24 protein-coding genes and 1 pseudogene are annotated in these 23,813 nt (G+C 69.5%); 14 read left to right on the top strand and 11 right to left on the bottom strand.

The window, feature by feature from the left end; all coding sequences use genetic code 11:
- The first annotated feature begins 34 nt into the window (after window positions 1-34).
- The 9 genes from IEZ21_RS20740 (at window position 35) to IEZ21_RS20700 (ending at window position 6,542) form a co-directional block, all read left to right on the top strand.
- The gene (locus IEZ21_RS20740) at window positions 35-286 is read left to right on the top strand and encodes a YkoF family thiamine-binding protein (protein ID WP_189323406.1); all 252 of its coding nucleotides are present in this window, start codon (window positions 35-37) and stop codon (window positions 284-286) included.
- Entirely contained in the window at window positions 283-660 is a 378-nt protein-coding gene (locus IEZ21_RS20735) for a helix-turn-helix domain-containing protein (protein WP_189323405.1), read from the top strand. Before IEZ21_RS20740 ends, IEZ21_RS20735 begins: the two co-directional genes overlap by 4 nt.
- Before the next feature lie 105 nt (window positions 661-765).
- Complete coding sequence (locus IEZ21_RS20730; RefSeq protein WP_189323404.1) at window positions 766-1,002, top strand: hypothetical protein; 237 nt, start codon at window positions 766-768, stop codon at window positions 1,000-1,002.
- On the top strand, window positions 1,002-1,385 hold the full coding sequence (locus tag IEZ21_RS20725) for a hypothetical protein (protein WP_033324611.1): 384 nt from the start codon (window positions 1,002-1,004) through the stop codon (window positions 1,383-1,385). Before IEZ21_RS20730 ends, IEZ21_RS20725 begins: the two co-directional genes overlap by 1 nt.
- Before the next feature lie 311 nt (window positions 1,386-1,696).
- Window positions 1,697-3,211 carry a multicopper oxidase family protein gene (locus IEZ21_RS20720; RefSeq protein WP_189323403.1) on the top strand — a complete coding sequence of 505 codons (1,515 nt, stop codon included), beginning with the start codon at window positions 1,697-1,699 and terminating at the stop codon, window positions 3,209-3,211.
- Between the two features lie 150 nt (window positions 3,212-3,361).
- Window positions 3,362-3,880 carry a 2-oxo-4-hydroxy-4-carboxy-5-ureidoimidazoline decarboxylase gene (gene uraD, locus IEZ21_RS20715; RefSeq protein ID WP_189323402.1) on the top strand — a complete coding sequence of 173 codons (519 nt, stop codon included), beginning with the start codon at window positions 3,362-3,364 and terminating at the stop codon, window positions 3,878-3,880.
- On the top strand, window positions 3,880-4,221 hold the full coding sequence (gene uraH / locus IEZ21_RS20710; RefSeq protein ID WP_189323401.1) for a hydroxyisourate hydrolase: 342 nt from the start codon (window positions 3,880-3,882) through the stop codon (window positions 4,219-4,221). The genes uraD and uraH overlap by 1 nt, the downstream gene beginning before the upstream one ends.
- 6 nt (window positions 4,222-4,227) lie before the next feature.
- Window positions 4,228-5,130, top strand: a complete 903-nt coding sequence (pucL, locus tag IEZ21_RS20705) for a factor-independent urate hydroxylase (protein WP_189323400.1) — start codon at window positions 4,228-4,230, stop codon at window positions 5,128-5,130.
- Window positions 5,131-5,168: 38 nt separating this feature from the next.
- Window positions 5,169-6,542 (top strand): 8-oxoguanine deaminase, encoded by a 1,374-nt coding sequence (locus IEZ21_RS20700; protein WP_189323399.1) that lies wholly within the window; start codon window positions 5,169-5,171, stop codon window positions 6,540-6,542.
- Window positions 6,543-6,900: 358 nt separating this feature from the next.
- Here IEZ21_RS20700 and IEZ21_RS20695 read toward each other — a convergent pair whose 3' ends face one another.
- Window positions 6,901-9,114: an alpha-N-acetylglucosaminidase gene (locus IEZ21_RS20695; protein ID WP_189323398.1), complete on the bottom strand. Its 2,214-nt coding sequence runs from the start codon at window positions 9,112-9,114 to the stop codon at window positions 6,901-6,903.
- Between the two features lie 153 nt (window positions 9,115-9,267).
- On the bottom strand, window positions 9,268-10,065 hold the full coding sequence (locus IEZ21_RS20690; protein WP_189323397.1) for an AraC family transcriptional regulator: 798 nt from the start codon (window positions 10,063-10,065) through the stop codon (window positions 9,268-9,270).
- Window positions 10,066-10,161: 96 nt separating this feature from the next.
- Here IEZ21_RS20690 and IEZ21_RS20685 point away from each other — a divergent pair, with 96 nt between their 5' ends.
- A complete protein-coding gene (locus IEZ21_RS20685) occupies window positions 10,162-11,016 on the top strand; it encodes an SDR family oxidoreductase (RefSeq protein WP_373302256.1) in 855 nt (284 codons plus the stop codon).
- A gap of 80 nt (window positions 11,017-11,096) precedes the next feature.
- Here IEZ21_RS20685 and IEZ21_RS20680 read toward each other — a convergent pair whose 3' ends face one another.
- Window positions 11,097-12,590, bottom strand: coding sequence for an MFS transporter (locus tag IEZ21_RS20680; protein ID WP_281399462.1), 1,494 nt, complete (start codon window positions 12,588-12,590; stop codon window positions 11,097-11,099).
- A gap of 101 nt (window positions 12,591-12,691) precedes the next feature.
- Here IEZ21_RS20680 and IEZ21_RS20675 point away from each other — a divergent pair, with 101 nt between their 5' ends.
- The gene (locus IEZ21_RS20675; RefSeq protein ID WP_189323395.1) at window positions 12,692-13,093 is read left to right on the top strand and encodes a winged helix-turn-helix transcriptional regulator; all 402 of its coding nucleotides are present in this window, start codon (window positions 12,692-12,694) and stop codon (window positions 13,091-13,093) included.
- A gap of 34 nt (window positions 13,094-13,127) precedes the next feature.
- On the opposite strand, the gene IEZ21_RS20670 is transcribed toward IEZ21_RS20675, so the two are convergent.
- The 4 genes from IEZ21_RS20670 to IEZ21_RS20655 form a co-directional block, all read right to left on the bottom strand.
- Window positions 13,128-13,526 (bottom strand): acyl-CoA thioesterase, encoded by a 399-nt coding sequence (locus IEZ21_RS20670; protein WP_373302255.1) that lies wholly within the window; start codon window positions 13,524-13,526, stop codon window positions 13,128-13,130.
- Between the two features lie 114 nt (window positions 13,527-13,640).
- Complete coding sequence (locus IEZ21_RS20665) at window positions 13,641-14,294, bottom strand: hypothetical protein (protein ID WP_189323394.1); 654 nt, start codon at window positions 14,292-14,294, stop codon at window positions 13,641-13,643.
- A 167-nt stretch (window positions 14,295-14,461) separates the two neighbouring features.
- Window positions 14,462-14,995 carry a hypothetical protein gene (locus IEZ21_RS20660; protein WP_189323393.1) on the bottom strand — a complete coding sequence of 178 codons (534 nt, stop codon included), beginning with the start codon at window positions 14,993-14,995 and terminating at the stop codon, window positions 14,462-14,464.
- Window positions 14,996-15,065: 70 nt separating this feature from the next.
- Complete coding sequence (locus IEZ21_RS20655; protein WP_189323392.1) at window positions 15,066-16,274, bottom strand: pyridoxal phosphate-dependent aminotransferase; 1,209 nt, start codon at window positions 16,272-16,274, stop codon at window positions 15,066-15,068.
- 86 nt (window positions 16,275-16,360) lie between these two features.
- Here IEZ21_RS20655 and IEZ21_RS20650 point away from each other — a divergent pair, with 86 nt between their 5' ends.
- On the top strand, window positions 16,361-16,996 hold the full coding sequence (locus tag IEZ21_RS20650) for a winged helix-turn-helix transcriptional regulator (RefSeq protein ID WP_189323391.1): 636 nt from the start codon (window positions 16,361-16,363) through the stop codon (window positions 16,994-16,996).
- Window positions 16,997-17,029: 33 nt separating this feature from the next.
- Here the strand turns inward: IEZ21_RS20650 and IEZ21_RS20645 are convergent, their stop codons facing one another.
- Window positions 17,030-18,541 (bottom strand): IucA/IucC family protein, encoded by a 1,512-nt coding sequence (locus tag IEZ21_RS20645; protein ID WP_189323390.1) that lies wholly within the window; start codon window positions 18,539-18,541, stop codon window positions 17,030-17,032.
- An 83-nt stretch (window positions 18,542-18,624) separates the two neighbouring features.
- Between IEZ21_RS20645 and IEZ21_RS20640 the strand changes: the two genes are divergently transcribed.
- On the top strand, window positions 18,625-20,142 hold the full coding sequence (locus IEZ21_RS20640; RefSeq protein ID WP_189323389.1) for an IucA/IucC family protein: 1,518 nt from the start codon (window positions 18,625-18,627) through the stop codon (window positions 20,140-20,142).
- A gap of 71 nt (window positions 20,143-20,213) precedes the next feature.
- Window positions 20,214-20,324: pseudogene (locus IEZ21_RS49130) on the top strand (HipA family kinase); the annotation flags it as partial.
- A gap of 218 nt (window positions 20,325-20,542) precedes the next feature.
- Here the strand turns inward: IEZ21_RS49130 and IEZ21_RS20635 are convergent.
- The 3 genes from IEZ21_RS20635 to metK all read right to left on the bottom strand — a co-directional run bounded on the left by IEZ21_RS20635 (window position 20,543) and on the right by metK (window position 23,749).
- Window positions 20,543-21,214, bottom strand: coding sequence for a DsbA family oxidoreductase (locus IEZ21_RS20635; protein ID WP_189323388.1), 672 nt, complete (start codon window positions 21,212-21,214; stop codon window positions 20,543-20,545).
- Window positions 21,215-21,481: 267 nt separating this feature from the next.
- On the bottom strand, window positions 21,482-22,465 hold the full coding sequence (locus IEZ21_RS20630; protein ID WP_189323387.1) for a carbohydrate kinase family protein: 984 nt from the start codon (window positions 22,463-22,465) through the stop codon (window positions 21,482-21,484).
- Window positions 22,466-22,525: 60 nt separating this feature from the next.
- Window positions 22,526-23,749 (bottom strand): methionine adenosyltransferase, encoded by a 1,224-nt coding sequence (gene metK, locus IEZ21_RS20625; protein ID WP_189323386.1) that lies wholly within the window; start codon window positions 23,747-23,749, stop codon window positions 22,526-22,528.
- Between the last annotated feature and the right edge of the window lie 64 nt (window positions 23,750-23,813).

Genomic DNA, 23,813 nt, shown 5'->3' with positions numbered 1-23,813 from the left:
CCCGTGGCCGCCCCGTGCGCGTTAGGTTGAGCGCGTGCGATTGAGAGTGGAGTTCACGACCGAGCCCTTCGACCTCGACGAGGCGCCGCCGCACGCGCTGGTAGCCCGCGAGGTCATCGAGGCGGCAGAGCTGGACGCGGTGGACGTCGGCCCGTTCGGCAACACCGCGGAGGGCAGCGCCGACGCCGTGCTCACCGCCGTGGACGCCCTGCTGCGCAAGACCCTCGAGTCCGGCGCCACCCGGATCTCGCTGCAGTTCAACGTGATCGCGGAGGACGAGGCGTGACCGGCACCGGGGACGAGCCCTTCATCACGGCCGTGAAGCCACTGGTCGACGCCATGGGCGGCGAGATGCTCCCGCCGGACCAGGCCGGCGAGGACGATGTCGTACTCACCTGGGAGGGCGCCGACATCGTCGCCGTACGCCTGCCGCAACTCGCCGACTCCCTGGACCACATCCTCACGGCACTGGAGCGCAAGCAGGGCAAGCCGCTGGCCGAGCTCGACCGCAAGGCCAAGCAGGAGATCGTACGGATACTCGAGGCACGCGGAGCGTTCTCCGTACGGCACGGCGTGGAAACCGTAGCGAGCGCCCTCGGAGTGAGCCGCTTCACCGTCTACAACTACCTGAACAGGGAGAACGCGGCGAAGGGCGACTGATCCGAGCCGCCGCGGCAGGGTGACCGACGCAGCGCGGCATGGCTCGGACGGGAGCGTGAGCCGAAGGCCTCGCAGGGCAGGCACCAACTAGGTACCATCATGGGTATGCCATCCCTGAACGTGTCCTTCACCGACGAGGAACTGGAAGGCGTGCGCGCGGCCGCCGCGGCTGAAGGCAAGAGCCTCAAGCAGTACCTGCACGACCTCGGCGTACGCGAGATGCAGCGCCAGCGGTTCGTCACCGGCGCCACCGTGTGGGCCGACAGGCTGCGCGGCGAGTTCGACGCGGCCTTCCCCGACGAGGTGCCGCCCTCCGAACGCGACGGGGCCGCAGCCGCCTGATGCCGCCCGTCCCCTACATCGACGTCCCCTGGCTCCTGGATGTCCAGGAAACCGCCCTCGGACACGAGGACATGACGGTCTCGGACTACTCCGCGCTCGTAGCGGCCGTCGCACGGCACAAGACCAGACTGCCGACCCTCGAAACCTCCGACCCGGATGCCGCATGGCGCGCGGCCGCGCTGATGCACACCCTCGTCCGCCTCGAACCGCTCCCGCACCGCAACAGCCTGTTCGCGGCGTTCGTCACCGCGCAGTACATGGACCAGTCCGGTGAGGGCATAGACCCTCCCTACGGCGCCCTGTCCGATCTCGTACGCAAGATCCGCGACACCCGTTTCAGCGTCCACGCGGTCGCCGAGCAGCTGCGCTCCTGGAGACTTTGACGAGCTGCTGTGGCCTTCGGAGACACTCCGAGGGAGAGGACGATCAGCGCGGGCGTCATGGTGATGGCACGCCGGACACCACGAACGGCTCGCACGCACGCCGGTAGGCAGCAGGTGCGAGCCGCCCGTGACAGGCGGCTCGCACCAGCGTGGCGGATTTCTGGCGTATCTGGTGCGGCTGCGCGCTCCGCCTCGCGGTTGGTCTGCTGAACTTGTAGGGGAAATCCCTGAGGAACCATGAGGAGTTGAGTGGGGGGCGGCTGGGGGCCGTCCCCGATGTCGGCGCCGGCGCCCGCCGGGACGCTGGAGTCATGTCTCGCTTCAAACGCGTCCTCATCATTCTCACGACCGTTGCTGTCGTCCTCGGCCTCGCGCTCGTCGGCGGCGCCCTGTGGCTGTACTCCGATGCCAAGGTGTCGACCGTCGGTTCGACCGACTTCAGCAACGAGCTGGCGGTGCCGCCGCCGGCGGCATCGACGGTGAAGAGCGACGGGACCCGGGTCTTCGATCTGACGATGCGGGCCGGGGAGAAGGAGTTCAGGGCCGGGCAGAAGACGCCGACCTGGGGTTTCAACGGGGATTACCTGGGGCCGACGCTGCGTGCCAAGCGTGGTGAGAAGGTTCAGGTGAAGATCGAGAACGCGCTGGGGGAGGAATCCACCGTGCACTGGCACGGGATGCACCTGCCCGCGAAGATGGACGGTGGTCCGCACCAGATGGTCGCCCCCGGCGCGACCTGGACCCCACGCTGGACCGTGGATCAGCCGGCCGCGACCCTCTGGTATCACCCGCATCCGCACGGTAAGACGGAGAAGCATGTGCAGCGGGGGCTGGCCGGGATGTTCCTCCTTCACGACAAGAAGTCCGACCGTCTCGCACTGCCCGACAAGTACGGAGTCGACGATCTGCCGGTCATCGTCCAGGACGTGAAGTTCGACGGGGCGAAGTTCGACCACAGCCGCAAGCTGATGTCGGACACCGGATTCCTCGGGGACCGGACGATGGTCAACGGCACCCTCGATCCGTACAAGGAGATCGGCGACGAGCTCATACGGCTGCGGCTGCTCAACGCCTCGACCGCGCGCATATACGACTTCGGATTCTCCGACGGCCGGGAGTTCGCGCTGATCGGGACGGACGGCGGGCTGCTGGAGAAGACGACCCGGATGGACCGGATCGGGCTGTCGCCGGGTGAGCGGGCCGAGATCGTGGTGCGGATGAAGCCGGGCGAGAAGACCACTCTGCGCAGCTTCCCGCAGGACAACTACGGGGACTTCTGGCAGACGCGTTTCGCAGGCGGCGACGACTCCTTCGACATACTGCAGCTGCGGGCGGCGAAGAGCCTGCGGTCCTCTCCCGAACTGCCCGCCACACTGGGCGAGCTGGAGGTTCCGGACGAGTCGGACTCGGTACGCGGACGGTTCTTCGGGCTGCGCACCTCCGGCATCAACGGCAAGAAGATGGAGATGGGCCGGGTCGACGAGACGGTCACCCGGGGCACCGCGGAGACCTGGACCGTGCGCAACGAGCACAGCACGCCGCACAACTTCCACATCCACGATGTGCAGTTCCGGGTGCTGGAGGTGGACGGCAAGGAGCCGCCGGCCGAGCTGCGTGGCGCGAAGGACACGGTCTTCGTCCCGGGGAACACGACGGTGAAGTTGGTGATGCGCTTCGACGGACCGGCGGACCCGGACACGCCGTACATGTACCACTGCCATCTGCTGTACCACGAGGACCTGGGGATGATGGGGCAGTTCATGGTCGTCGAGAAGGGTGAGAAGGCGGGCAAGGTGCGTACACCGCACGCACACGCGGGGCACTGAACGCCGCCCCCGACATCCACTGCCGGAAACGGCTCGGCAGTTCCGGATGCGGCTCGTGCCCCCGCCGACCGTCCTGATCCTCGCCGCCTCGGTACCCGAATTTTTCAACAAACTGTTGACGCGGGGTTTCCGAGGGCGTTAGCTGGCTCCGTGACTTCGAGTACGACACCCGGTGGCCTCGCCCACTTCAACGCCCTGGAGGAGCGCGCCGCCCTCGCCGCCCTCCACGAGGTGTGCGCCTCGACGGTGTGGGCAGGGCGACTGCTCGTGCGGCGCCCGTACGAGGCCGTCGACGACCTCTTCGCCGCGAGCGACGCGGCCATGGCTGGGCTGACCAGCACGGACCTGGCGGAGGCGATGGCCGGGCACCCGCCGATCGGGCGGCCGAAGCCCGGGGACCCGACGAGCTCGCGTGAGCAGCGCGGAATGGCCGGCGCCTCCGAGGAGCTCAAGGCGGAGATGCTCGAGCTGAACCTGGCGTACCAGGAGAAGTTCGGCCATGTCTTCCTGATCTGCGCCACCGGCCTGACAGGTGAGCAGATGCGGGACGCGGTGAAGGTACGGATCGGCAACTCGCCGGAGCAGGAGCGGGAGATCGTCCGCACCGAGCTGGGCAAGATCAACCGTATCCGCCTGGCCCGACTCGTAGAAGAACAGGACGACGACTGATGAGTACCGCATCGGTGTCCACCCACATCCTGGACACCAGCATCGGCCGCCCAGCCGAGGGCGTGCCCGTCGCGCTGTCGGCACGCGGCGGCGCCGAGTGGACGGCGCTCGGCGCCTCCGCCACGGACGCCGACGGCCGCTGCAAGGACCTCCCGGCGCTGCCGCCGGGCACCACACACGTACGGCTCCGTTTCGAGACCGAGGCGTACCTCTCCGCGCACCGGGACGAGGCTGCGTTCTTCCCGGAGGTCACGGTCACCTTCACCGTGGCGCCCGGCGAGCACTATCACGTACCGCTGCTGCTCAACCCGTTCGGCTACTCCGTATACCGAGGGAGCTAGTGCCCGATGCCCATCCTTGGACAGAACCAGTACGGCAAGGCCGAGAACCGGGTCGTACGCGTCACGCGGGACGGCGCCACCCACCACATCAAGGACCTCAACGTCTCGGTGTCGCTGAGCGGCGACATGGACGAGGTCCACTACTCCGGCTCCAACGCGAACGTCCTGCCGACCGACACCACCAAGAACACCGTGTACGCCTTCGCCAAGGAGCACGGCATCGACTCCGCCGAGCAGTTCGGCATCCATCTCGCCCGCCACTTCGTGACGAGTCAGCAGCCGATCCACCGGGCCCGCATCCGCATCGAGGAATACGCCTGGGAGCGCATCGAGAACTCCGGGGAGGGCACGCACTCCTTCGTCCGCAAGGGCCAGGAGACCCGCCTCACGCAGATCACGTACGACGGCGAGCAGTGGGAGGTCGTCTCCGGCCTCAAGGACCTGGTCGTGATGAACTCGACGAACTCCGAGTTCTGGGGCTACGTCAAGGACAAGTACACGACACTCCCCGAGGCGTATGACCGCATCCTGGCCACCGAGGTCTCCGGGCGCTGGCGGTTCAACTGGACCGACGACGAGCAGGAGATGCCCGACTGGGAGACGTCGTACGAGCAGGTCAGGAAGCACATGCTGCAGGCCTTCGCGGAGACGTACTCCCTCTCGCTCCAGCAGACGCTCTACGCCATGGGCGCGCGCATCATCGACCACCGCGACGAGATCGACGAGGTCCGCTTCTCGCTCCCGAACAAGCATCACTTCCTGGTGGACCTGGAGCCCTTCGGCCTCAAGAACGACACCGCCGACGGAGCTGTGTACTTCGCCGCCGACCGCCCGTACGGCCTGATCGAGGCCACTGTCCTGCGGGACGGCTGCGAGGCGCACATCCCGGTCGACCTCAGCAACCTCTGACGCGGACACGGAAAAGTACACGAAAGTAGGGACGAACGATGGCCCAGCGCATCGTCATCGAGAACTGCGCGATCGCGACCGTGGACGCCGACGACACCGAGTACGCCTCCGGGTACATGGTCGTGGCCGACAACCGCATTGAGTCGCTCGGAGCGGGCAAGGCCCCCGAGGGCCTGGAGGACGTCGTACGCCGCATCGACGCGACCGGCCACCTCGTGACGCCTGGCCTGGTCAACACGCACCACCACTTCTACCAGTGGCTCACCCGCGGCCTCGCCACCGACCACAACCTCTTCAACTGGCTCGTCGCGCTCTACCCGACCTGGGCGCGCATCGACGAGCAGATGACGTACACGGCGGCCCAGGGCTCGCTCGCCACGCTGGCCCGCGGCGGTGTCACCACCGCGCTTGACCACCACTACGTGTTCCCGAAGGGTTCCGGCGACCTGTCCGGCGCCATCATCCGCGCCGCCCGCGAGACGGGCATCCGCTTCACCCTCGCCCGTGGCTCCATGGACCGCAGCGAGAAGGACGGCGGTCTGCCGCCGGACTTCGCGGTCGAGACCCTCGAAGGCGCGCTCGCCGCCACCGAGGCGACCGTCGACGAACACCACGACGACTCCTTCGACGCCATGACGCAGGTGGCCGTGGCCCCCTGCTCGCCGTTCTCGGTGTCGACCGAACTGATGCAGCAGGGCGCAGAGTTGGCGCGACGCAAGGGCGTACGGCTGCACACGCACGGCTCGGAGACCGTCGAGGAGGAGCAGTTCTGCAAGGAACTGTTCGGCATGGGCCCGACCGACTACTTCGAGTCCACGGGCTGGCTTGGCGAGGACGTGTGGATGGCGCACTGCGTCCACATGAACGACTCCGACATCGCCGCCTTCGCCCGTACGAAGACGGGTGTCGCCCACTGCCCTTCGTCCAACGCCCGCCTTGCGGCCGGGATCGCACGGGTTCCCGACATGCTGGCGGCCGGCGTCCCGGTCGGCCTCGGCGTCGACGGCACCGCGTCGAACGAGTCGGGCGAGCTGCACACCGAACTGCGCAACGCGCTCCTCATCAACCGCCTCGGCGCACACCGGGAAGCCGCCCTGAACGCCCGTCAGGCGCTACGCCTCGGCACCTACGGCGGTGCCCAAGTCCTGGGCAGGGCAAGGGAGATCGGCTCGCTGGAGCCGGGCAAACTCGCCGACCTGGTGCTGTGGAGGCTGGACACTCTGGCCCACGCCTCGATCGCCGACCCGGTCACCGCCCTCGTCTTCGGCGCGGCGGCACCGGTCACCGCCTCCTTCGTGGGCGGCAGGCAGATCGCCGAGAACGGCCGCCTGCTGCACGTCGACGAGGACGCCATCGCCCGCTCGACGCGGGAGGAGGCGCGGCGCCTCGCGCGGATCGCCGCGCAGGGCTGAACAGGGGGCTCCGCCCCTTCGACCCCGCCAGGGGCGCTGCCCCTGGACCCCGCTGGGGCTGCGCCCCAGACCCCCATCGGCCTGAACGGCCTCGTCCTCAAACGCCGGACGGGCTGGTTGTGCCTGGCCTGGGCTGAATCGCTGCGGAAATCAGCCCAGGCCGCGGAAAATCAGCCCCTCCGGCGTTTGAGGAGCGGGGGTTCGGGGGCTGGCCCCCGAAACGGGGTCCGGGGCGGAGCCCCGAGGGGGGGGGCTGGGGGCCAGCCCCCCCTCGGGGGTCTGGGGCGCAGCCCCAGGGATGGGACGGGTAGGGGCGGCGGGGGCGAGAAACCCATGGGCGCAAGGCCCGCAGGCCCGCTCAGGAAGTCGCAGCGAGCCGTTCGCGAACCCGCACAGCGGCCTCGTACGTGTCCCCGACCGGCCGCGTCGCCAGCCGCCCAGGCTCCCGAGTCCAGCGGTCCTCGAGCGCGAACCAGTCGATGGCCCTCGGCTCCCGGCCCTCCGCCAGTGCGGCCCGCAGCTCGTCGAAGTACGTCGACCAGCGCAGCCGGTACAGCCCGCCGAGCAGCCCCGACCACTCCCGGTTGGCGTAGTCGCGCAGCCCCGCGTCCGCGCCCTGCCGGGTGCCCCACACCGTCAGCAGCGACAGATTGTCGTACGCCAACTGGTCCCGCTCCTCCTCGTCGGCGCCCCAGGCCCGCGCGTCGGCCACCCAACGTCCCACCAGATGACGGGAGTCGGTGGCCATCAGGGTCTCCAGTACGTCGATCAGCGCGAGCCAGTCGCCGGCCAGCCGGTCCAGCTCGGCGGCGTCCCCGGCGTCGTACGCCTTCTTGACGCGGGGGAGGAGGACACGGCTGCGGTTGGAGGCGGACTGGCGGGCCACGTCGAGGAGGTCGTAGCGGTAGGCGGAGGAGCCGCGAAGTCCCGCGGGAACCTTCAGCAGCTCGTCGAGCGCGGGCTCGAAGTCCTCGGCGCTGTATCGGAGTTGCTTGGGCGACCACTTGGCGGCCGACCTGGCCGTGAGCGAGGGTCTGGCCCCGAAGAACCCGTCGGCGCCCTCGCTCCACGAGTCGGCGCGGGTCGTGCCGTACGCGGTGCGGCGCAGGATGTCCCAGGCGGCCTCGGCGTGCGAATCACGTGCTCCGTAGCGTGCGTAGGCCCAGTCCCTGAACCACACCTCAAGGTTCAAGTCACCCTCCTCCCAGGCCAGTTCGGAGAACAGGTCGAAGGCGGCGGGATTATTGTCGACCGCCTCCGGCATGAGGGCGACACCGCGCAGAGTGCTGCCCTTCTTGGTGCGCCACTTGTTGTACAGCTCGACCCAGTCGGGGGTGTTCGCGCCCATCGTCGTGTGGCCGCCGAAGTTCCAGATGGAGCCGAAGGCGTACGGGGTGTCACCCCAGTCGGCCTCGCGGTCGACGACGGTCGGGAAACGGTCGGACAGTCCGTCGACGACGAGCATGTGCCGCTTGTCGACGGCGTCGACGATCGCCCTCGGCGGATTGCGCTGCCAGCCGAGGATCACCCAGATCGCCTCCGGATGCGCGGTCAGCAGCGCCTTCTCGACGCCCTTCGCCGCCTCGCCGACCGGTACGTCTCCCGGGTCACCGCCCTCGTGCAGCAGGTCCATCTTGTAGAGCGTCGAAGGGCCGAACATCTCGTCCTGGACGCGGTAGAAGGCGGCCGCAACCCGCGCGAAGTGGTCGGTGCGCGGGTCCAGCCAGTCGGGCCGCGCGAGGCCCATCCACTCACCCTGCGGCAGGGGCCGCGCGCCCGGATTCCGCTCGGCGAAGCCAGGCGGGACCGTACCGAAGTAGCCGGGGAACACCGGCTTCATGCCCAACTCCCGTACCCGGTCGACGATCCGCCGCCCCAGCGCGGCCCGCGCCTCGAGCAGCTGCCGCGAGACCGGATACGGGAACGCGCTCATGTTCTGCATCAGGAACCACGGCTGATGGGCCGGGCCCGCGATCCACGCCCGCAGCTCCTCGTCCGTGTGCCCGAACTCCTGGAACACCCGGTGGTAGAGCGCGTCCGCGCCGATGTACACCAGCACCTCGTTGTAGCCGTGCAGTGCCAGGATGTCGAGCTCGCGCTCCCAGTACGTCCAGTCGTTGTACGCGCCCGTGTAGCCGTCGTTCGTGTCGTTGAGGACGAAGCGGTGCGGGACGTTGGCCCGGCGGGTGACGGTGCCCTCGAAGCCGGGCAACTGCTCGGGGAGGTCGAGCTGTTCACCGGCCCAGCTGATGTTGGCGTGCGTGATGTGCTTCAAGTACCAGCGCAGTCCGGCGAGTTGGGTACCGGGCGTGGTGCCGCCGATGGTGATCCGCCCGGTGCTGCCCGAGACCTGGAAGGCGTCGGCCCCGGCGGGGCTCGTCGTCTCGAACCGCAACTGCTCCCAGTGCCGCGGCAGTAGCCGCCGCGCCGCCCTGCTCGCTGCGCCGGCCTGAGTCACTGAAGCCCCCTTGGCGTCCGTGGCGGAGGAACTCTTCGCTGGTGCGTTCGAGCAGGCTACGACACCGGCCGATGCGGCAACCGCGATCAGAAACGCACGACGAGCAAGAGGCATTTGGGGTCTCCGATTCCACGGCTGAGGGATGCCGTGGAGAGGGATACCCGACGAGTGAGGACTTGAGCGTGGAAATACGGCCACATGGCGGAGAACGTGTCATGAATGGGCAAGTTGGCCCAAGGGTTTCGCCCCGGGCCCAGTTCCTCGGCCTCAGATCCGGCTGAAGGCCTGGCAAGGCTGGGCGTTCGGCAGACGGCCGGTGAAGAAGGAGGTGGGCGGAACGCCCATCAGGGTGCGGAAGTCGGATGTCATGTGGGACTGGTCGTAGTACCCGGTGGTGGTGGCGAGCTGGGCCCAGGACGTGGTGGCGGCATGGGTGAGCACATGCCGCACGCGGCCTATGCGCGCGTAGTGCTTGGGGGACACGCCGACTCCCTCGGAGAACAGGTTGCGCAGTTGCCGCTCGCTGACGGCGAGGCGACGCGCCAAGTCCTGCACCTGGGAGGGGACATGGTCCGCGTTCGTCGACAGCGCTTCGACGGCAGCCCGCAACAGCTCACGCCGCGAGCGGTCCGTGGCGGCGGACAGCCGGTCCGGCAGCACCTCTGCCAAGTGGCTCACCACATCCTCGGCCTTCAACCACCGCAACTCGTCGGCAAGTTGCCGGGCCGAGGAGTCAGGAAGGTCCCCCAGGCGTACGACCCGCCCGACGAGATCGACCGCCGCAACGCCGAGCAACGGCCGCGCCGTACCCGGCCCGAGCCGAACCTGCACACAGGACACGGGCCGCTTGCTCGCGTGATACAAGGCACGGGTGCGCGGCCCGACGACGACCGTGTCTCGACGCCCGTTCTCCTCGACCCTGACCACCAAATTCGTCGCCGTGTCCGGGACGTGGGTGAACGGCTCACGCGACTCACCGTCGACCGACCCGAAGCCGATGTCGGCGATCCAGGGTCGCAACGCGTCAGGGGTGGGAAGAGTGCGCTCGGCAAGGAAGTTGGTCACCCTTCCACCGTAATCGCGCCGGACCGCCGCACGGCCGCCCGAACCGTGCCGGAATTTCCTAGAGACCCCGACCACCGGCCCGGCACGGTGGTGCTCATGATCCTCGTAACCGGTGCCACGGGCACCATCGGCAGTGAAGTCGTACGACAGCTCGCGGAACGTGGCGAGAAGGTCCGCGCCCTGACTCGCGACCTCTCGAAGATGAAGGCGCCCAACGGGGTGGAGGTGACACGAGGGGACTACCTCGACCCCGCGTCCGTCGATGCCGCGCTGTCCGGCGCCACGGCCGTCTTCCTGGTCGGCGTCCTGGGCCCGGACGACGCGGACCGCGACCGGGCCCTGGTCGCGCAGGCCAAGGCGGCGGGCGTACGCCGCATCGTGAAGCTCTCCGCGATCGGCACCGGCGACCCCGCCATCGGCAGGGTCGGCTCCTGGCATCTCCCGGGCGAACAGGCCGTGAGGGAAAGCGAGTTGGAGTGGACGGTGCTGCGGCCCTCGTCCTTCGCTTCGAACACTCTGAGCTGGGCCGAACCCATCCGGGCGGGCAAGCCCGTGCCGAACATGACCGGCGATGGACTCCAGGGCGTCATCGATCCGCGCGACGTCTCCGAGGTCGCCGTCGAGGCTCTGCTCTCCGCACGGCACTCGGGCCACACCTACACGCTGACCGGCCCCGAGACGATCAGTGTCCCCGACCAGGCCACGATCCTCGGCGAGGTACTCGGCCGCCCGGTCGACACCGTGGACCTCACTCCGGACGAGTCCTGCGCCCAGCTGACCGAGTGGGGCATGGACGCGGCGTACGTGGAGGGCGTCATGGCCGGCAGCGCGTACGTACGTATGGGCGGCAACGCCGTCGTCACGGAGGGAGTACGGCAGGTGCTGGGCCGGCAGCCGCGTACGTACCGGGAGTGGGCGGAGGACCACAGGACGGCCTTCGGCGGGGCCTGACGCGCGGCGGGGCGTGGAGCGGGGCACGCCTCCCGTCTCCACGCCCGCGCTCCACTTCCCACGCGCCTGCCGCATCCGCCTCAGCCGTACACCTCCGCACGCTCCTCGGCCTTCTCCGGCTCCGGTGCGGAGGACGCGCGCCCCGGCCGGAGCACCACCGCCGCGAGCAGCAACCCCGCCGCCGCGATCCCCGTACCGACGGTGAACGCCAGCCGGTGGCCGTCGGCGGTCGCCGCGACCAGGGCCTCGCCCTCGCCCAGGAGTCCGTCCGTGCGGCTCGCCGCCAGTGTCGTGAGGACCGCGAGACCGAGCGAACCGCCCACCACCTGCGTGGTGTTGAACAGGCCGGAGGCCAGGCCCGCGTCCTCCTCCTGGGCGCCCGACATCGCGAGCCCGGTCACCGCGGGCAACGCCGCCGCGAACCCGGCGGAGAGCAGTAGCATCGCGGGCAGCACATCCGTCATGTACGAACCGTCGACCGGCGCGCGGCTCAGCAGCGCCATCCCGGCCGTGATCAGCACGAGCCCGACGAGCAGCACCCGGTACGGGCCGAAGCGTCCGATGGTCCGCGCGGACAGGCCCAGCATCAGGATCCCGATCAGGACGGGCGCGGGCAGGAACGCCGTGCCGGTCATCAACTCGCTGTAGCCCAGGACCCGTTGGAGGTAGAGCGCGCCGATGTACTGGAAGCCGAACATCGCCGCGACCATCAGGATCTGCACCCCGTTCGCGCCGGTGAGCAGCCGCGAGCGGAACAGCCGCAGCCGCAGCAACGGACGCTCGGCCCGCGCCTGCCGCAGAGTGAAGGCGACGAAGAGGGCGAGTGAGACCGCGGCCAGTACGAGCGTGCCGCCGAGACCTCGGTCGCCGGCGCCGACGATCGCGTACACCGTGAGCATCAGCGCGCCGGTGACCAGCGTGGCGCCCGGGTAGTCGGCGCCCTTGCCGAGCCCGGCGCCGCGGTCGGGGGCGAGGACCCGCAGCGCGGCGAGCCACGCGACCACCCCGATCGGCAGGTTGATCAGGAAGATCCAGTGCCAGCCGATCGTCTGGGTCAGCGCCCCGCCGAGGAATATGCCGAGCGCGCCACCCGCCGCACCGACCGCGCTGAACACCGCGATGGCCTTGGCCTGTTCGCGCGGCTCGGGAAAGAGCGCGACGAGCATGCCGAGCACCACGGCCGAGGTCATGGCCCCACCGACGCCCTGCAGCGCCCGCACCGCGATCAGCATCCCCTGGCTGGTGGCGACCCCGCACAGCACCGACGCCGCGGTGAACACGGCCAGCCCCGCGGTGAACATCTGCTTGCGGCCGACCAGGTCACCGAGCCGCCCTACGAGCAGCAACAGCCCGCCGAAGGGGATCAGATACGCGTTCACGACCCACGCGAGGCCCGGCCCCGAGAAACCGAGGTCGCTCTGGATCGCGGGCATCGCGACGGTCACGATGTTGCCGTCCAGGATCGTCATCAAGGTGCCCGCGCACAGGACGACGAGGGACGCCCAACGGGAGTACGTTCGCTCTGTGCGTGAGCCGAAAAGTGACTCATTCCGGGACTTGCTCCGGGACGACATGGCCACGGCCTCCGTATCGCTGCTGGATGTTCCATAGGTGCACGACTTGTAACGGGGAACATCGTGAGTGACCATGGAGACCGGCGTAAGGAGGCACTTCAATGTCCCAGGGGAACACCGGTGTTACTCCGCAGGTCGTGCACGCGGAGGGGTGCCCGGTCCGCGAAGTTCTTGACAGGGTCGCGGGCAAATGGAGTGTGATGATCATCGTGGCCGCCGCGCACGGCCCGATCCGCTTCACGGAACTGGAGCGCAGCATCGAGGGCATCAGCCGCCGCATGCTCACGCTGACCCTGCGCAACCTGGAGCGCGACGGACTCCTGACGCGCACCGTCCACCCGACGGTCCCGCCGAAGGTCGAGTACGAACTCACGCCCGTGGCCCGCGAGTTGCACACCACCCTGCTGGGCCTGACCGACTGGGCGGAACGGCACCGCGTCACGATCGCCGAGTCTCGCGCGGCGTACGACGCCAAGCACCGGCCGGAGCTGCTGGACGCCTAGCCCGGGGGTCAGTTGAACACCTACGCGCGACGGATCAGAGGCCGAACAGTCGAGGATCCGTGGCCAGAGCGCGGAAGTACTCGCGTGGGTCCGCGACCAGCTTTCGCTCCTTGAGGTCCATCAGGCCGCCGGTGGCCGAGATTTCGGCGGCGACCGTGCCGTCGGTCTTGCGTATCGTCTGCTCGACTCGGAAGATCTTGGACTCGTCCATGTGGAAGTCGCACGTCACCTCGACTTCGTCGCCCGCCCGCAGCTCCCGCTTGTAACGGATGGTCGTCTCCAGCGTCACCGGCCCCACCCCCTTGGCTATCAGGCTCTCCTGGCTGACCCCGGCGGCCTGCACTAACGACCAGCGGGCGTGCTCCGCGTAGTTCAGATACACGCTCTGGTTCAGGTGGCCCAGCATGTCGGTCTCGTACCCACGGACGGTCACACGGACGGAAAACGGTCCCGACGCTGCTGTCGCTTCTGACACGGCTTCCCCTTCTCGACGGTTGTGATCACCAGCTTGGCATGCTCGGCTCACACGCGTCGCGGTGAGGTGAAGTCACACCCGTCGCGGTGAAGCCAGCAGATAGCGCGCCCGGGTACGAGGCTCCGTGTACTCCCCGACCTGCCAGCCCGCCTTCTCCAGCGTGGCCGCACAGCCTTGCCGCGACTCGGCGTCTGGTACGTGCACCGCGACCGCCTCCGGCTGCGGCGTCGCACGCACCCGGTAACCGTCGGCGTCCGCCCCGGCGGGCCGGTGCCCCGCCGCCTCCAGCGCGAGCGCGGCGGCCTGCACCAGATGCGTACGCTCCCATCCGCACGGCCGGTCCACGGCACCGTCCGGATTGGTCATCCGCCGCAGCTCCAGGAGCCCCTGCCAGGCGCTGTGCACCTCACGTATGCGCCCGGGCCCCGTATCGACGCTCTCCTCGCCGCCGATCCGGGCGGCGAACACACCGGTACCGGCGGGCGCACGACTGGCGGAGTCCTCGGCGGTGGGGACACTGGCGACCTCGGCCTCCGCAGCCCCCTCCTCACGTATCCGATGCCCGGCCGGTGTCAGAAAGTGGTCGTGCGGCGGCCGGGGATGCCGAAAGGCGAGCCCACGCTTCACCAGCGCCGCGAGCTGGCTCTCCGTACCCCTGAGCCGCCCCGTCACGGGATCGGCGGCATCGATGACACGCCGCTGCGCGGCGGTCGGCGGTCGTGTCACGGCGTGCTCCTCCCCGAATCCGGCTCCACTTGATCAGTGAGCCCATTCGAAGACTACGACCCGCCTCTGACACCAGGGGGCTTCTGATGGACCTCCGCGGCGTCACGGAGGTCCATCAGAAGCCCCCTGCCCTTTCGTCCGTCACCCGCCCTTTCGTCCTTCGCCCGTCACAACTCGCGAGCCCACCGCTCCAACTCCTCGAAGTCCCGCTCCCGCAGCCCCTTGCGCGGATCGATCGGCAGCAGGAGCGCCGCCGCGTCGTGGTGCGCGGCGACATGCCGTACGTCGAGGTCGGTGATCATGTCGTCGACCCACACGAAGGGCCGGCCGGCAGCCCACGTCACGACGTGCCGCGTCTTCCAGTACAGCCCGTCGGGATCCCTGACGAACATCTCGGGCCACTCGATCACCGGCAGATCGCCCGGCAGCCCGATCACCGGCGCGATCATCTCGTTGGCCTCGTGCATCCACGTGGTCGCCCACGCCAGCTCGTACGGCAACGCCATCAGCCGCGCCCCATGCCCCGGATTGAGCCGCACCCGCAAGCCGCGCCGCAGGCGCCGCGACCCCGGCACCTGCCGCGCGGACCAGTTCGCGGGATGCAGCCGCCGCGTCACATACCCGCGCGGCCGGACGAACCGCGCGCCGTGGGGATTGAGCGGTCCGTCGACGTCGAGGAGCAGCAGAGGTCGGTCAGTCATGCGAAGAGAGTTACCCAGACCAACCAGGCATGTACGCACGGGAGTTCTTGCCAAGAACTCCTGCCGCCGACTACTGCCGATACCCGCTCAGGAACCGCCCGATCCGCCCGATCGCCGCGTCCAGGTCGTCGACGTACGGGAGGGTGAGGATGCGGAAGTGGTCGGGGCGGGGCCAGTTGAAGCCGGTGCCCTGGACCACCTGGATCTTCTCCTGCAGGAGCAGGTCGAGGACGAACTTCTCGTCGTCGTGGATCTTGTGCACCTGGGGGTCGATGCGGGGGAACGCGTACAGCGCGCCCTTCGGTTTCACGCAGGAGACGCCCGGGATCTCGTTGAGCTTCTCCCAGGCTCGGTCGCGCTGTTCGCGCAACCTGCCCCCGGGCGCGGTGAGTTCGCGGATGGACTGACGGCCGCCGAGCGCGGCCTGGATGGCGAACTGGGCGGGCGCGTTGGCGCACAGCCGCATGGAGGCCAGCATTGTCATGCCCTCGAGGTAGTCGCGCGCGTGCTGGCGCGGGCCCGTGACGACCATCCAGCCGGAGCGGAAACCCGCCACGCGGTACGTCTTGGACAGTCCGCAGAAGGTGAGGACCACCAGGTCGGGGGCGAGGGAGGCGACCGAGTGGTGCACGGCGTCGTCGTACAGGATCTGGTCGTAGATCTCGTCGGCGAAGACCATCAGGCCGTGCCGGCGCGCGAGGTCGAGAATGCCCTCGATGATCTCCTTCGGATAGACCGCGCCCGTCGGGTTGTTGGGGTTGATGATGACGACGGCCTTGGTGCGGTCCGTGATCTTGGCCGCCATGTCGTCCAGGTCCGGGTACCAGTCGGCCTGTTCGTCGCAGAGGTAGTGCACCGCCTTGCCGCCCGCGAGCGTCGTCACCGCCGTCCAGAGCGGGAAGTCCGGGGCGGGGATGAGGATTTCGTCGCCGTCCTCGACCAGCGCCTGCACCGCCATCGAGACGAGTTCCGAGACACCGTTGCCGAGGAAGACGTCGTCCACGCCGACCTCCAGGCCCAGATCCTGGTAGCGCTGGGCGACGGCGCGGCGTGCCGAGAGAATGCCGCGTGAGTCGGTGTAGCCGTGTGCCTGCGGCAGCATGCGGATCATGTCCTGGAGGATCTCCTCCGGCGCCTCGAAGCCGAAGAGCGCCGGGTTGCCGGTGTTCAGCCGGAGCACGCTGTGGCCCGCCTCCTCCAGGGCGTTCGCGTGCTCGATGACCGGACCCCGGATCTCGTAACAGACCTCGCTGAGCTTGCTCGACTGCCGGAACTCCATGCGGTGCGCACCTCCAGGTTGGTGTGTTGCTTGGTTTTACCAAGTACCAGCTTGGAAAGTCCAACAACATGTCTAGACTGCGCCGCATGTCACCTCGCCGAAGCTACGACCAGTACTGTTCCGCGGCCCGGGCCCTCGACGCCGTCGGTGACCGCTGGACCCTCCTGATCGTGCGCGAGCTCCTCGCCGGTCCACGCCGCTACACCGACCTGCACGCGGACCTGCCCGGCGTGAGCACGGACGTCCTCGCCTCCCGGCTCAAGGACATGGAACGGGACGGGCTGGCCACCCGGCGTCGGCTGCCCCCGCCGGGAGCGGCCTTCGTGTACGAACTCACCGACCGCGGACGCCAGTTGCTCCCCGTCCTGCAGGCGCTGGGCGAGTGGGGCGCGCCTCTGCTTCAGGAGCGGCGGCCCACAGACGCGGTGCGCGCGCACTGGTTCGTGCTGCCGTTGCTGCGCTGCCTGACGGGACTTGGCGAGGGGGTCGTACAAGTACAGCTGGAGGAAGGGGAGTTCTACGTACGCCTCGGCGCCGAGGACGGCGGATCTGTCTACGGGGAGGGAGCCGCGCCCGAGGAGCCCGATGCCCGGCTCGCGCTCGACTCGGGGACGTGTACGGCACTCGCCGGGGGCGGACTGACACTACGGGAAGCGATACGGGCCGGGCGTGTCGAAGTGGCGGGCGACGGGCCGCTGGCCAAGGAGCTACGGGACATTTGAGGGCGCGGCGTCATCCTTCCAGCCCACGGCAGTTCAGGCCGCCTCCAGCGGATTCGGCACCCGCGCCCAGATGTCCCCCGACCGCTCCGGTGAGAGCCGCATCAGCGTCAGTGCCTTCGTGGGCAGCGGTCCGTCCAGCAGGACCGCCAGGTCAGGCGTGCGCGGCAGGTCTCGTACGGCCGTGGAGAGCGCCTCGCCGAGCGCCGCACTCGAACCCGCCGTCGCCCCCAGCGTGCCCGTGACGAGCGAGCCGAACAGCTTACGGCGCAGTGTGGTCTCGTCGTCCGTGATCAGCCGGCCGGACAGGTCCGGGGCCGGGATGCCATGGCGGGCGAGGCGGGCCGGGCTGATGCGGATGTCGGCAAGGTCGCGGTAGATCAGGCGGGTCGGGGCGCCCGAGGGGGAGAGCACCACGAGGAGATTCTGGCCGTGGGCCTCCAGCGCCACGCCCAGCTCCAGCAGCCGCAGACACACCGTCAGCGCGAGCCGCGTGAACTCGGCCATCCAGGAGGGGGATTGGGGCAGATTGGTCATGGTGAGCGCGGCGACCGGTACCACCCGCTCGCCCTCCGCCGCGTACATCTCAGGCGCCTCGCGCACCGCGGCCGCGAGATCGGGTGTGCGGGCGGTGACCGCCCCCAGGGTGCGCGTGATGTGAAGGAGACCGTCCAGGCGGGCGGCGACGGAGTCCAGGAATGCCGACACCGTCGCGGCCGTGGCGATCGAGTACACCGAGATGTCCCGCACCGCCGACGTCAGCCGGGCGCTCAGCGCGGTCTTGATGTGCGGCCCGCCGGGCGCGGCGTCGGCGAGCGTGCGCAGCGACATGAGGGGGTGCGCGGTGATGCCGGACTCGCCCACCAGCTGCTCGTCCTTCAGCACATGCCGGGCCTGCCACGGATGCACCGGGATCAACACCCGCCCGGTCTCCCGGTACGGCCACTCGCCCGCCACCAGACACGCCTCCTCCGGCGCGGGGACCAGGCCCAGCTCGACCACCGGCCGGTGCTCGGGCGCGTACGCCAACTGCTCGGCCACCGAAAAGCCCGGCCGGGAACGGCAGTTGGGGTGGAAGGGATGCCCGTCGACGATCCGCTGCTCCCACTCCCAGGTCGCCGAAGGGGCCTCAAGGGGCGGCTGGTTGGCGCGAGACAGGGCCAACGAGGCGCCGCTGTGGTCGAGTTCGGCGGCGAAGGCGTCACCGTGCGGAAGGGAGAGGGCGGTCATGAGTGCGGCCGGGTGGTCGTACGCCGAACCGTCCAGCTCAACCTCCGTAACAGAGGCGGCAGTTCCGTACGCATCCGAGTGCGGCCCGTGCAGCCGCCGGCCGTCGGCCAGATGCAGCGTCAGACCCTCGCCCCCCTGCTCCCGCCGCGTGATCCACGGCAGCGGCTCATGGGCCAGACCACGCCACAGCCGGGTCAGCACGGCCGCCCGGGCGCCCGGCAGCTCGGCGGCGTACCGCGACAGCAGAGAGGGGCATGCGGTACGCAGCTCGGCGGCGAGGTCGGACTCGGCCTCGGCCGGGGTGGGGGGATGGTGCACGGGGTGGCTCCTCGGGTGTGGGGACGGCGTCGGGACCGGGTACTACGGCAGACATACTGATCGTCAGCACCCGTATGGAACGAATGGATCGCGTGGAACCCATGCTCCCCAGGCCTCCCAGGGACGACGTCGCAGAGGCCGCCGACGCGTACGCGGCAGCGCCGCTGCTCAATTGTCTGCTGCGGGAGGTGGCCGAGCCCGCACCGGGGTCCGGTGAGCGGCCCGTGTACCGGCTTCCTGCCGGGGGACGGCTGCTGCGAGTACGCGGTGGACGCCGGCCCGCCGAGCCGGAGGTCTACGCCGCCGGGGCCTGGCACCGCCTCACCCACGCCGAGCTGGTCAAACTCACCGCCGACGAGCTGCGCCGGCACACCGGCCTGGTCAACTCCGAGCTGCCCGCCGAGATGATCGACAGCCGCGACGCGGTGGCGGCGCTCCTCGTCGCACGCGCAGGGGCCACCCCGCCCGAGGACCCGTATCAGCGCTCCGAGCAGTCCCTGATCACCGGGCACCCCTACCACCCCGCGCCCAAGGCCCGCGGCGGCGGCCCGGTCGCCGGCTGGCTCCCGTACGCCCCCGAGGCGTACGCCCGCTTCCCGCTCATCCTGCTCGGGGCGCGGGAGGACACGGTCGTTGAGGAGGGCGACCTGCGGGCGATCGACGCGCTGGGCCAGGCCCCTCCCGGCTACCGGCTCCTGCCCGCCCACCCCTGGCAGCTCGACCTGGTCGGCACCCGACCGGAGATCCGCGAAGCCTTTGCCGACGGACGCCTCGTACGACTCGGCCACTCCTCGCCCCCGGCCTGGCCCACCGCGGCCATCCGCACGGTGTACGACCCTGCCGCCGACCTCTTCCTGAAATTCAGCCTCGACGTCCGCATCACCAACGACATCCGCCGTCTCTGGCGCCACGACCTCCTCGCACTCCGCCGCACGGACGCGGCGGTCACCTCGGCGTTCGCGGACGTGGACGGCCCCGCGGCCTGGCTGAGCGACCGCGGCTACCGCACCGCGAGCTTCGCCTTCGAGGAACTCGCCGTCCTCGTACGCGACGGCCTGCAAGGCCACGTCCTCCCCGGCGCCACCCCCTTGCTGGCGGCGGCCCTCACGGAAGGCTTCGACGGCAGCCCGCTGGACTCCCTCGCCGACCCGGCGGCCTGGTGGACGGCGTATGTGCGTCAAGTCGCCCCGCCCGCACTGGAGTTGTTCGCCCGGCACGGTGTCGTACTCGAAGCGCATCTGCAGAACACGGTGGTGGCCGTGGACGACGCCGGTCTGCCGGTGCAGGCGCTGTTCCGGGATGCCGAGGGCGTGAAGCTGCTGCCCGACGTCACGCGCGCCGCCGGCTGGGAGCGGCTGGTGTACTGCCTCCTCGTCAACAACCTCCTTGAGATCGCAGGGGCGTTGGAGGAGCGGTATCCGGGGGTGAAGCTCTGGCCCGCCGTACGGCGGGAGTTGGGGCGTTACGAGGCGGGGGTGCCGGAGGTGGGGGAGCTGCTCAGGTCTCCCACGCTGCCCGGCAAGACGAACCTGTTGTTGCGGTGGACGGGGGCGGATGGGGCGGATGCCCGGTACCTGCCGCTGGCCAACCCTCTGCTGTAGGTCGCATTCCGGGCGGGACCGGGCAGAGAATACCGATCAGGCGGGCGAGCGGCCGTTTTACCGTGGTCCATGTGCTGCGCGAAGTGACTGCCGACTGATACGTGACCCCGCTGAGGTCCGGCGCCTCCGTGCCCGGAGTCGTCGAGGCCGACGACCTGGGGACGTACGTCGTGAAGTTGTCCACCTAGGGGTGCGTACCTGCGGTGATGCGGCTATCCCGGTGCCTCCGACGGGGAGCCCCGTCGTGCTGAAGCCACCGGATGGACTCGTCGGCGTGCGCGCCGCGGAGCCGACGCGCCCGACGACCGCGACGCGGTGCGCACCGGTCACCAACTCGGGCGCGGCGACCGGGCCCCTCGAGAAGCGACGCAAGCTGCTCGGAGGCCCGGGGACTCAGCGATCAGGTCCTCAGTGCTGCCATCCTGGCGAGGAGAGCGGCGGGCTTGAGCGGTTGAGAGCTGTGGATGCGGGGCATACCTCGTTCCCACGTGTGATCGCTCAGGCCGGGATTGTGGTGGGTGTCGCCATTCGGCCAGAAGACCTGGGGGCTGCCCTGGATCGGCAGCGTCTTGCTGATCTCGTACTCCGCGAGCACGTCACCGCGAACCGGCTGCGTGAACCAGATCCGCATGATTGCCTCGTGGTCTGCACGGTCCGTGTGCACGAGCTCGAGGGCGTGTCGCAGGCCGGCGGCGATACTCACGTCGACCTGGTCCCGGAAGAACGCAACCCGCAGTCCGTAGTCGACCTCCTCGGCAAGTGCCGGTCCACCCACCCTGCGGGCGGCTGCGACCAGCTCGAAAGCGGGAAGGAACGTCGAGGGCCAGGACGGGTTCTCGTACGCGCTGAACAGACCCGGTTCCTCCGCGGCCAGCACGATCGTCTCCGTGGCCACGATGTCGTGCGGTGTGCCGCGCTCGTTGACCCATTCGAGCGGCCACGGTCGAGGGTTGAACACGACGTTGGGCAGGCGGAGTTCCTCCCTGGCTCCGCGCAGGCGATGCAGGCAGACCAGGGCCCACGGGCAGTGGATGTCCGACCAGACGTCGACCAGCACTTCTCGTTCAGTCATCGTGCGTAGAGGGCTCGAGCACTCGAGCGCCGACGACCTGGCGCCAGACCTCGAAGCCGTGCGGGTCGCCACCTGCCAACGGATCCCACCAAGCGGCTGCGTCGCCCACGGCGAACACGTCGGTCGCTCCGAGTGCCCGGCCAGACTCGTCGCAACAGACTCCGTCGTTGACGGCTAGCCCACTGTCGTCCAACCACGATGTGTTGGGAACGGCGCTGTCTTTGTTAGGACCTCTAAGGGCATGGGCCTGCCGTGTCCGGTGACCGTTCATGACAGACCGGCCAGCCGGGGCTCGATCTCCCGTGCCACGGCGTGACCGTAGGTCGAGCCGATCCGGGAGACCAGATCGGTGGGCAGGAGTTTGTACTCCTGGGTGCCGACTGATTCGAGGACCACCGTCGCCAGCGCGCAGCCGAGTTGGGCCGCCCGTTCGTGCGGCCAGTTCCAGACGACGCCCGCGAGGAAACCGGCCCGAAAGGCGTCGCCTACACCCGTCGGATCAGTGATCTCGTTCGATGGCACTGCCGGGACGCGGACGCGGAAGCCGTCGCCGCGGGCAAGGGAGACCCCCTCGGCGCCGAGTGTGGTGATCCAGGTGCCGACCCGGCGCAGGATCTCGTGTTCGGTCCAGCCGGTGTGCTCCTGCAGCAGTGCAGCCTCGTACTCGTTGCCGAACAGGAAACGGGCACCGTCCACGAGACGGCGCACCTGTGCTCCGTCCAGCCGGGCCAGTTGCTGGGACGGGTCCGCGGCGACGGCGATGCCCAGGCTGTGCGCGGCCGCGGTGTGATGCAGCATCGCCTCGGGGTCGTCGGCACCGACGAGAACGAGGTCGAGGCCGCCGACGCGCCCGACGACCGAGGCGAGGTCGATATTCCGGGCCTCGGCCATGGCCCCCGCGTAGAACGTGGCCAGCTGGTTCTGCTGCAGGTCCGTGGTGCACACGAACCGCGCGGTATAGAGCGTCTCGCTGACCTTGACCGACGAGGTGTCGACACCGGCCGCGCGCAACCGGTCGTCGTACTCGGCGAAGTCGACTCCCGCCGCGCCCACCAGTACGGGGCGCAGACCGAGCCGACCCAGGGCGAACGAGATGTTGGCACCGACTCCTCCCCGGCGTTCCTCCAACTGATCGGCGAGGAACGACAAAGACACCCGGTCGAGCCGGTCGCTGAGGAGCTGATCGGTGAATCTGCCGGGGTAGACCATCAAGTGGTCGGTGGCGATCGAGCCGGTCACGGCAATGCGCACGACGGATTCTCCTTGAGTTCGCGGGACGGTACGCAGAGGTGCGGGGACGGGTGCGCGCTCTCAAAGCCCCGTCGCCGTCCGCAGCGCCTCCACGCGGTTCGTCCTCTCCCAGGTGAAGTCCGGGAGTTCGCGGCCGAAATGGCCGTACGCCGCCGTCTGGGCGTAGATCGGACGCAGCAGGTCGAGGTCGCGGATGATGGCGGCCGGGCGGAGGTCGAAGACCTTGGAGATGGCCGCCTCGATCTTCTCGGCGTCGACCTTCGCGGTGCCGAAGGTCTCCACGAACAGGCCGACCGGCTCGGCCTTGCCGATCGCGTACGCCACCTGGACCTCGCAGCGGGCGGCCAGGCCCGCCGCGACCACGTTCTTCGCCACCCAGCGCATCGCGTACGCGGCCGAACGGTCCACCTTGGACGGGTCCTTGCCGGAGAACGCGCCACCGCCGTGCCGGGCCATCCCGCCGTACGTGTCGATCACGATCTTCCGGCCGGTCAGCCCCGCATCCCCCATCGGACCGCCGATCTCGAAGCGGCCGGTGGGGTTGATCAGCAGCCGGTAGCCGTCCGTGTCCAGCTTGATGCCGTCGTCCTGCAGCGCCTTCAGCTCCGGCTCCACCACGAACGCGCGGATGTCGGGGGCGAGAAGAGAGTCGAGGTCGACATCGCTCGCATGCTGCGAGGAGACCACCACCGTGTCCAGACGGACCGCCTTGTCGCCCTCGTACTCGACGGTCACCTGCGTCTTTCCGTCCGGGCGCAGATACGGGACGGTGCCGTTCTTGCGGACCTCGGACAGTCGGCGGGACAGGCGGTGCGCCAGGTGGATCGGAAGTGGCATCAACTCGGGCGTCTCGTCGGTCGCGTAACCGAACATCAGACCCTGGTCACCGGCGCCCTGCCGATCCAGCTCGTCATGCTCCGCGCCCCCGGCGGCGCCTTCCCCTCGGGACTCGTACGCCGTGTCCACGCCCTGTGCGATGTCCGGCGACTGTGCGCCGATCGACACCGATACACCGCAGGAGGCGCCGTCGAAGCCCTTCTTCGAGGAGTCGTAGCCGATTTCGAGGATCTTGTCGCGCACCAGCTGCGCGATCGGGGCGTACGCCTTGGTCGTGACCTCGCCCGCCACGTGTACGAGGCCGGTCGTGATCAGCGTCTCGACGGCGACCCGGGACCTCGGGTCCTCCCGCAGGAGCGCATCCAGGATCGTGTCGCTGATCTGGTCAGCGATCTTGTCGGGGTGACCCTCGGTCACGGACTCCGAGGTGATCAGGCGACGGGACATGGGTGTCTCCATGAGTAGCGGCTGTGGCGAGGGGATGGTCTGGGCCGGGCCGCAGGTGGCAGTC

It is taken from the genome of Streptomyces flaveus (genome assembly GCF_014647675.1).
Lineage (GTDB): Bacteria > Actinomycetota > Actinomycetes > Streptomycetales > Streptomycetaceae > Streptomyces > Streptomyces flaveus.
The sequence above is the reverse complement of the archived record's forward strand: the minus strand, read 5'-3'. Positions and strand labels throughout refer to the sequence as shown.

What these genes read in the sequence shown, in the direction of transcription:
- IEZ21_RS20695 (WP_189323398.1), bottom strand. Translation starts at nt 9,114, where the DNA reads ATGCCTCTTGCTCGTCGTGCGTTTCTGATCGCGGTTGCCGCATCGGCC.
- IEZ21_RS20700 (WP_189323399.1), top strand. Translation starts at nt 5,169, where the DNA reads ATGGCCCAGCGCATCGTCATCGAGAACTGCGCGATCGCGACCGTGGAC.
- uraH (WP_189323401.1), top strand. Translation starts at nt 3,880, where the DNA reads ATGAGTACCGCATCGGTGTCCACCCACATCCTGGACACCAGCATCGGC.
- IEZ21_RS20660 (WP_189323393.1), bottom strand. Translation starts at nt 14,995, where the DNA reads ATGACTGACCGACCTCTGCTGCTCCTCGACGTCGACGGACCGCTCAAT.
- pucL (WP_189323400.1), top strand. Translation starts at nt 4,228, where the DNA reads ATGCCCATCCTTGGACAGAACCAGTACGGCAAGGCCGAGAACCGGGTC.
- IEZ21_RS20730 (WP_189323404.1), top strand. Translation starts at nt 766, where the DNA reads ATGCCATCCCTGAACGTGTCCTTCACCGACGAGGAACTGGAAGGCGTG.
- IEZ21_RS20680 (WP_281399462.1), bottom strand. Translation starts at nt 12,590, where the DNA reads ATGTCGTCCCGGAGCAAGTCCCGGAATGAGTCACTTTTCGGCTCACGC.
- IEZ21_RS20635 (WP_189323388.1), bottom strand. Translation starts at nt 21,214, where the DNA reads ATGACTGAACGAGAAGTGCTGGTCGACGTCTGGTCGGACATCCACTGC.
- IEZ21_RS20720 (WP_189323403.1), top strand. Translation starts at nt 1,697, where the DNA reads ATGTCTCGCTTCAAACGCGTCCTCATCATTCTCACGACCGTTGCTGTC.
- IEZ21_RS20650 (WP_189323391.1), top strand. Translation starts at nt 16,361, where the DNA reads ATGTCACCTCGCCGAAGCTACGACCAGTACTGTTCCGCGGCCCGGGCC.
- IEZ21_RS20655 (WP_189323392.1), bottom strand. Translation starts at nt 16,274, where the DNA reads ATGGAGTTCCGGCAGTCGAGCAAGCTCAGCGAGGTCTGTTACGAGATC.
- IEZ21_RS20640 (WP_189323389.1), top strand. Translation starts at nt 18,625, where the DNA reads ATGGATCGCGTGGAACCCATGCTCCCCAGGCCTCCCAGGGACGACGTC.
- metK (WP_189323386.1), bottom strand. Translation starts at nt 23,749, where the DNA reads ATGTCCCGTCGCCTGATCACCTCGGAGTCCGTGACCGAGGGTCACCCC.
- IEZ21_RS20725 (WP_033324611.1), top strand. Translation starts at nt 1,002, where the DNA reads ATGCCGCCCGTCCCCTACATCGACGTCCCCTGGCTCCTGGATGTCCAG.
- IEZ21_RS20675 (WP_189323395.1), top strand. Translation starts at nt 12,692, where the DNA reads ATGTCCCAGGGGAACACCGGTGTTACTCCGCAGGTCGTGCACGCGGAG.
- IEZ21_RS20685 (WP_373302256.1), top strand. Translation starts at nt 10,162, where the DNA reads ATGATCCTCGTAACCGGTGCCACGGGCACCATCGGCAGTGAAGTCGTA.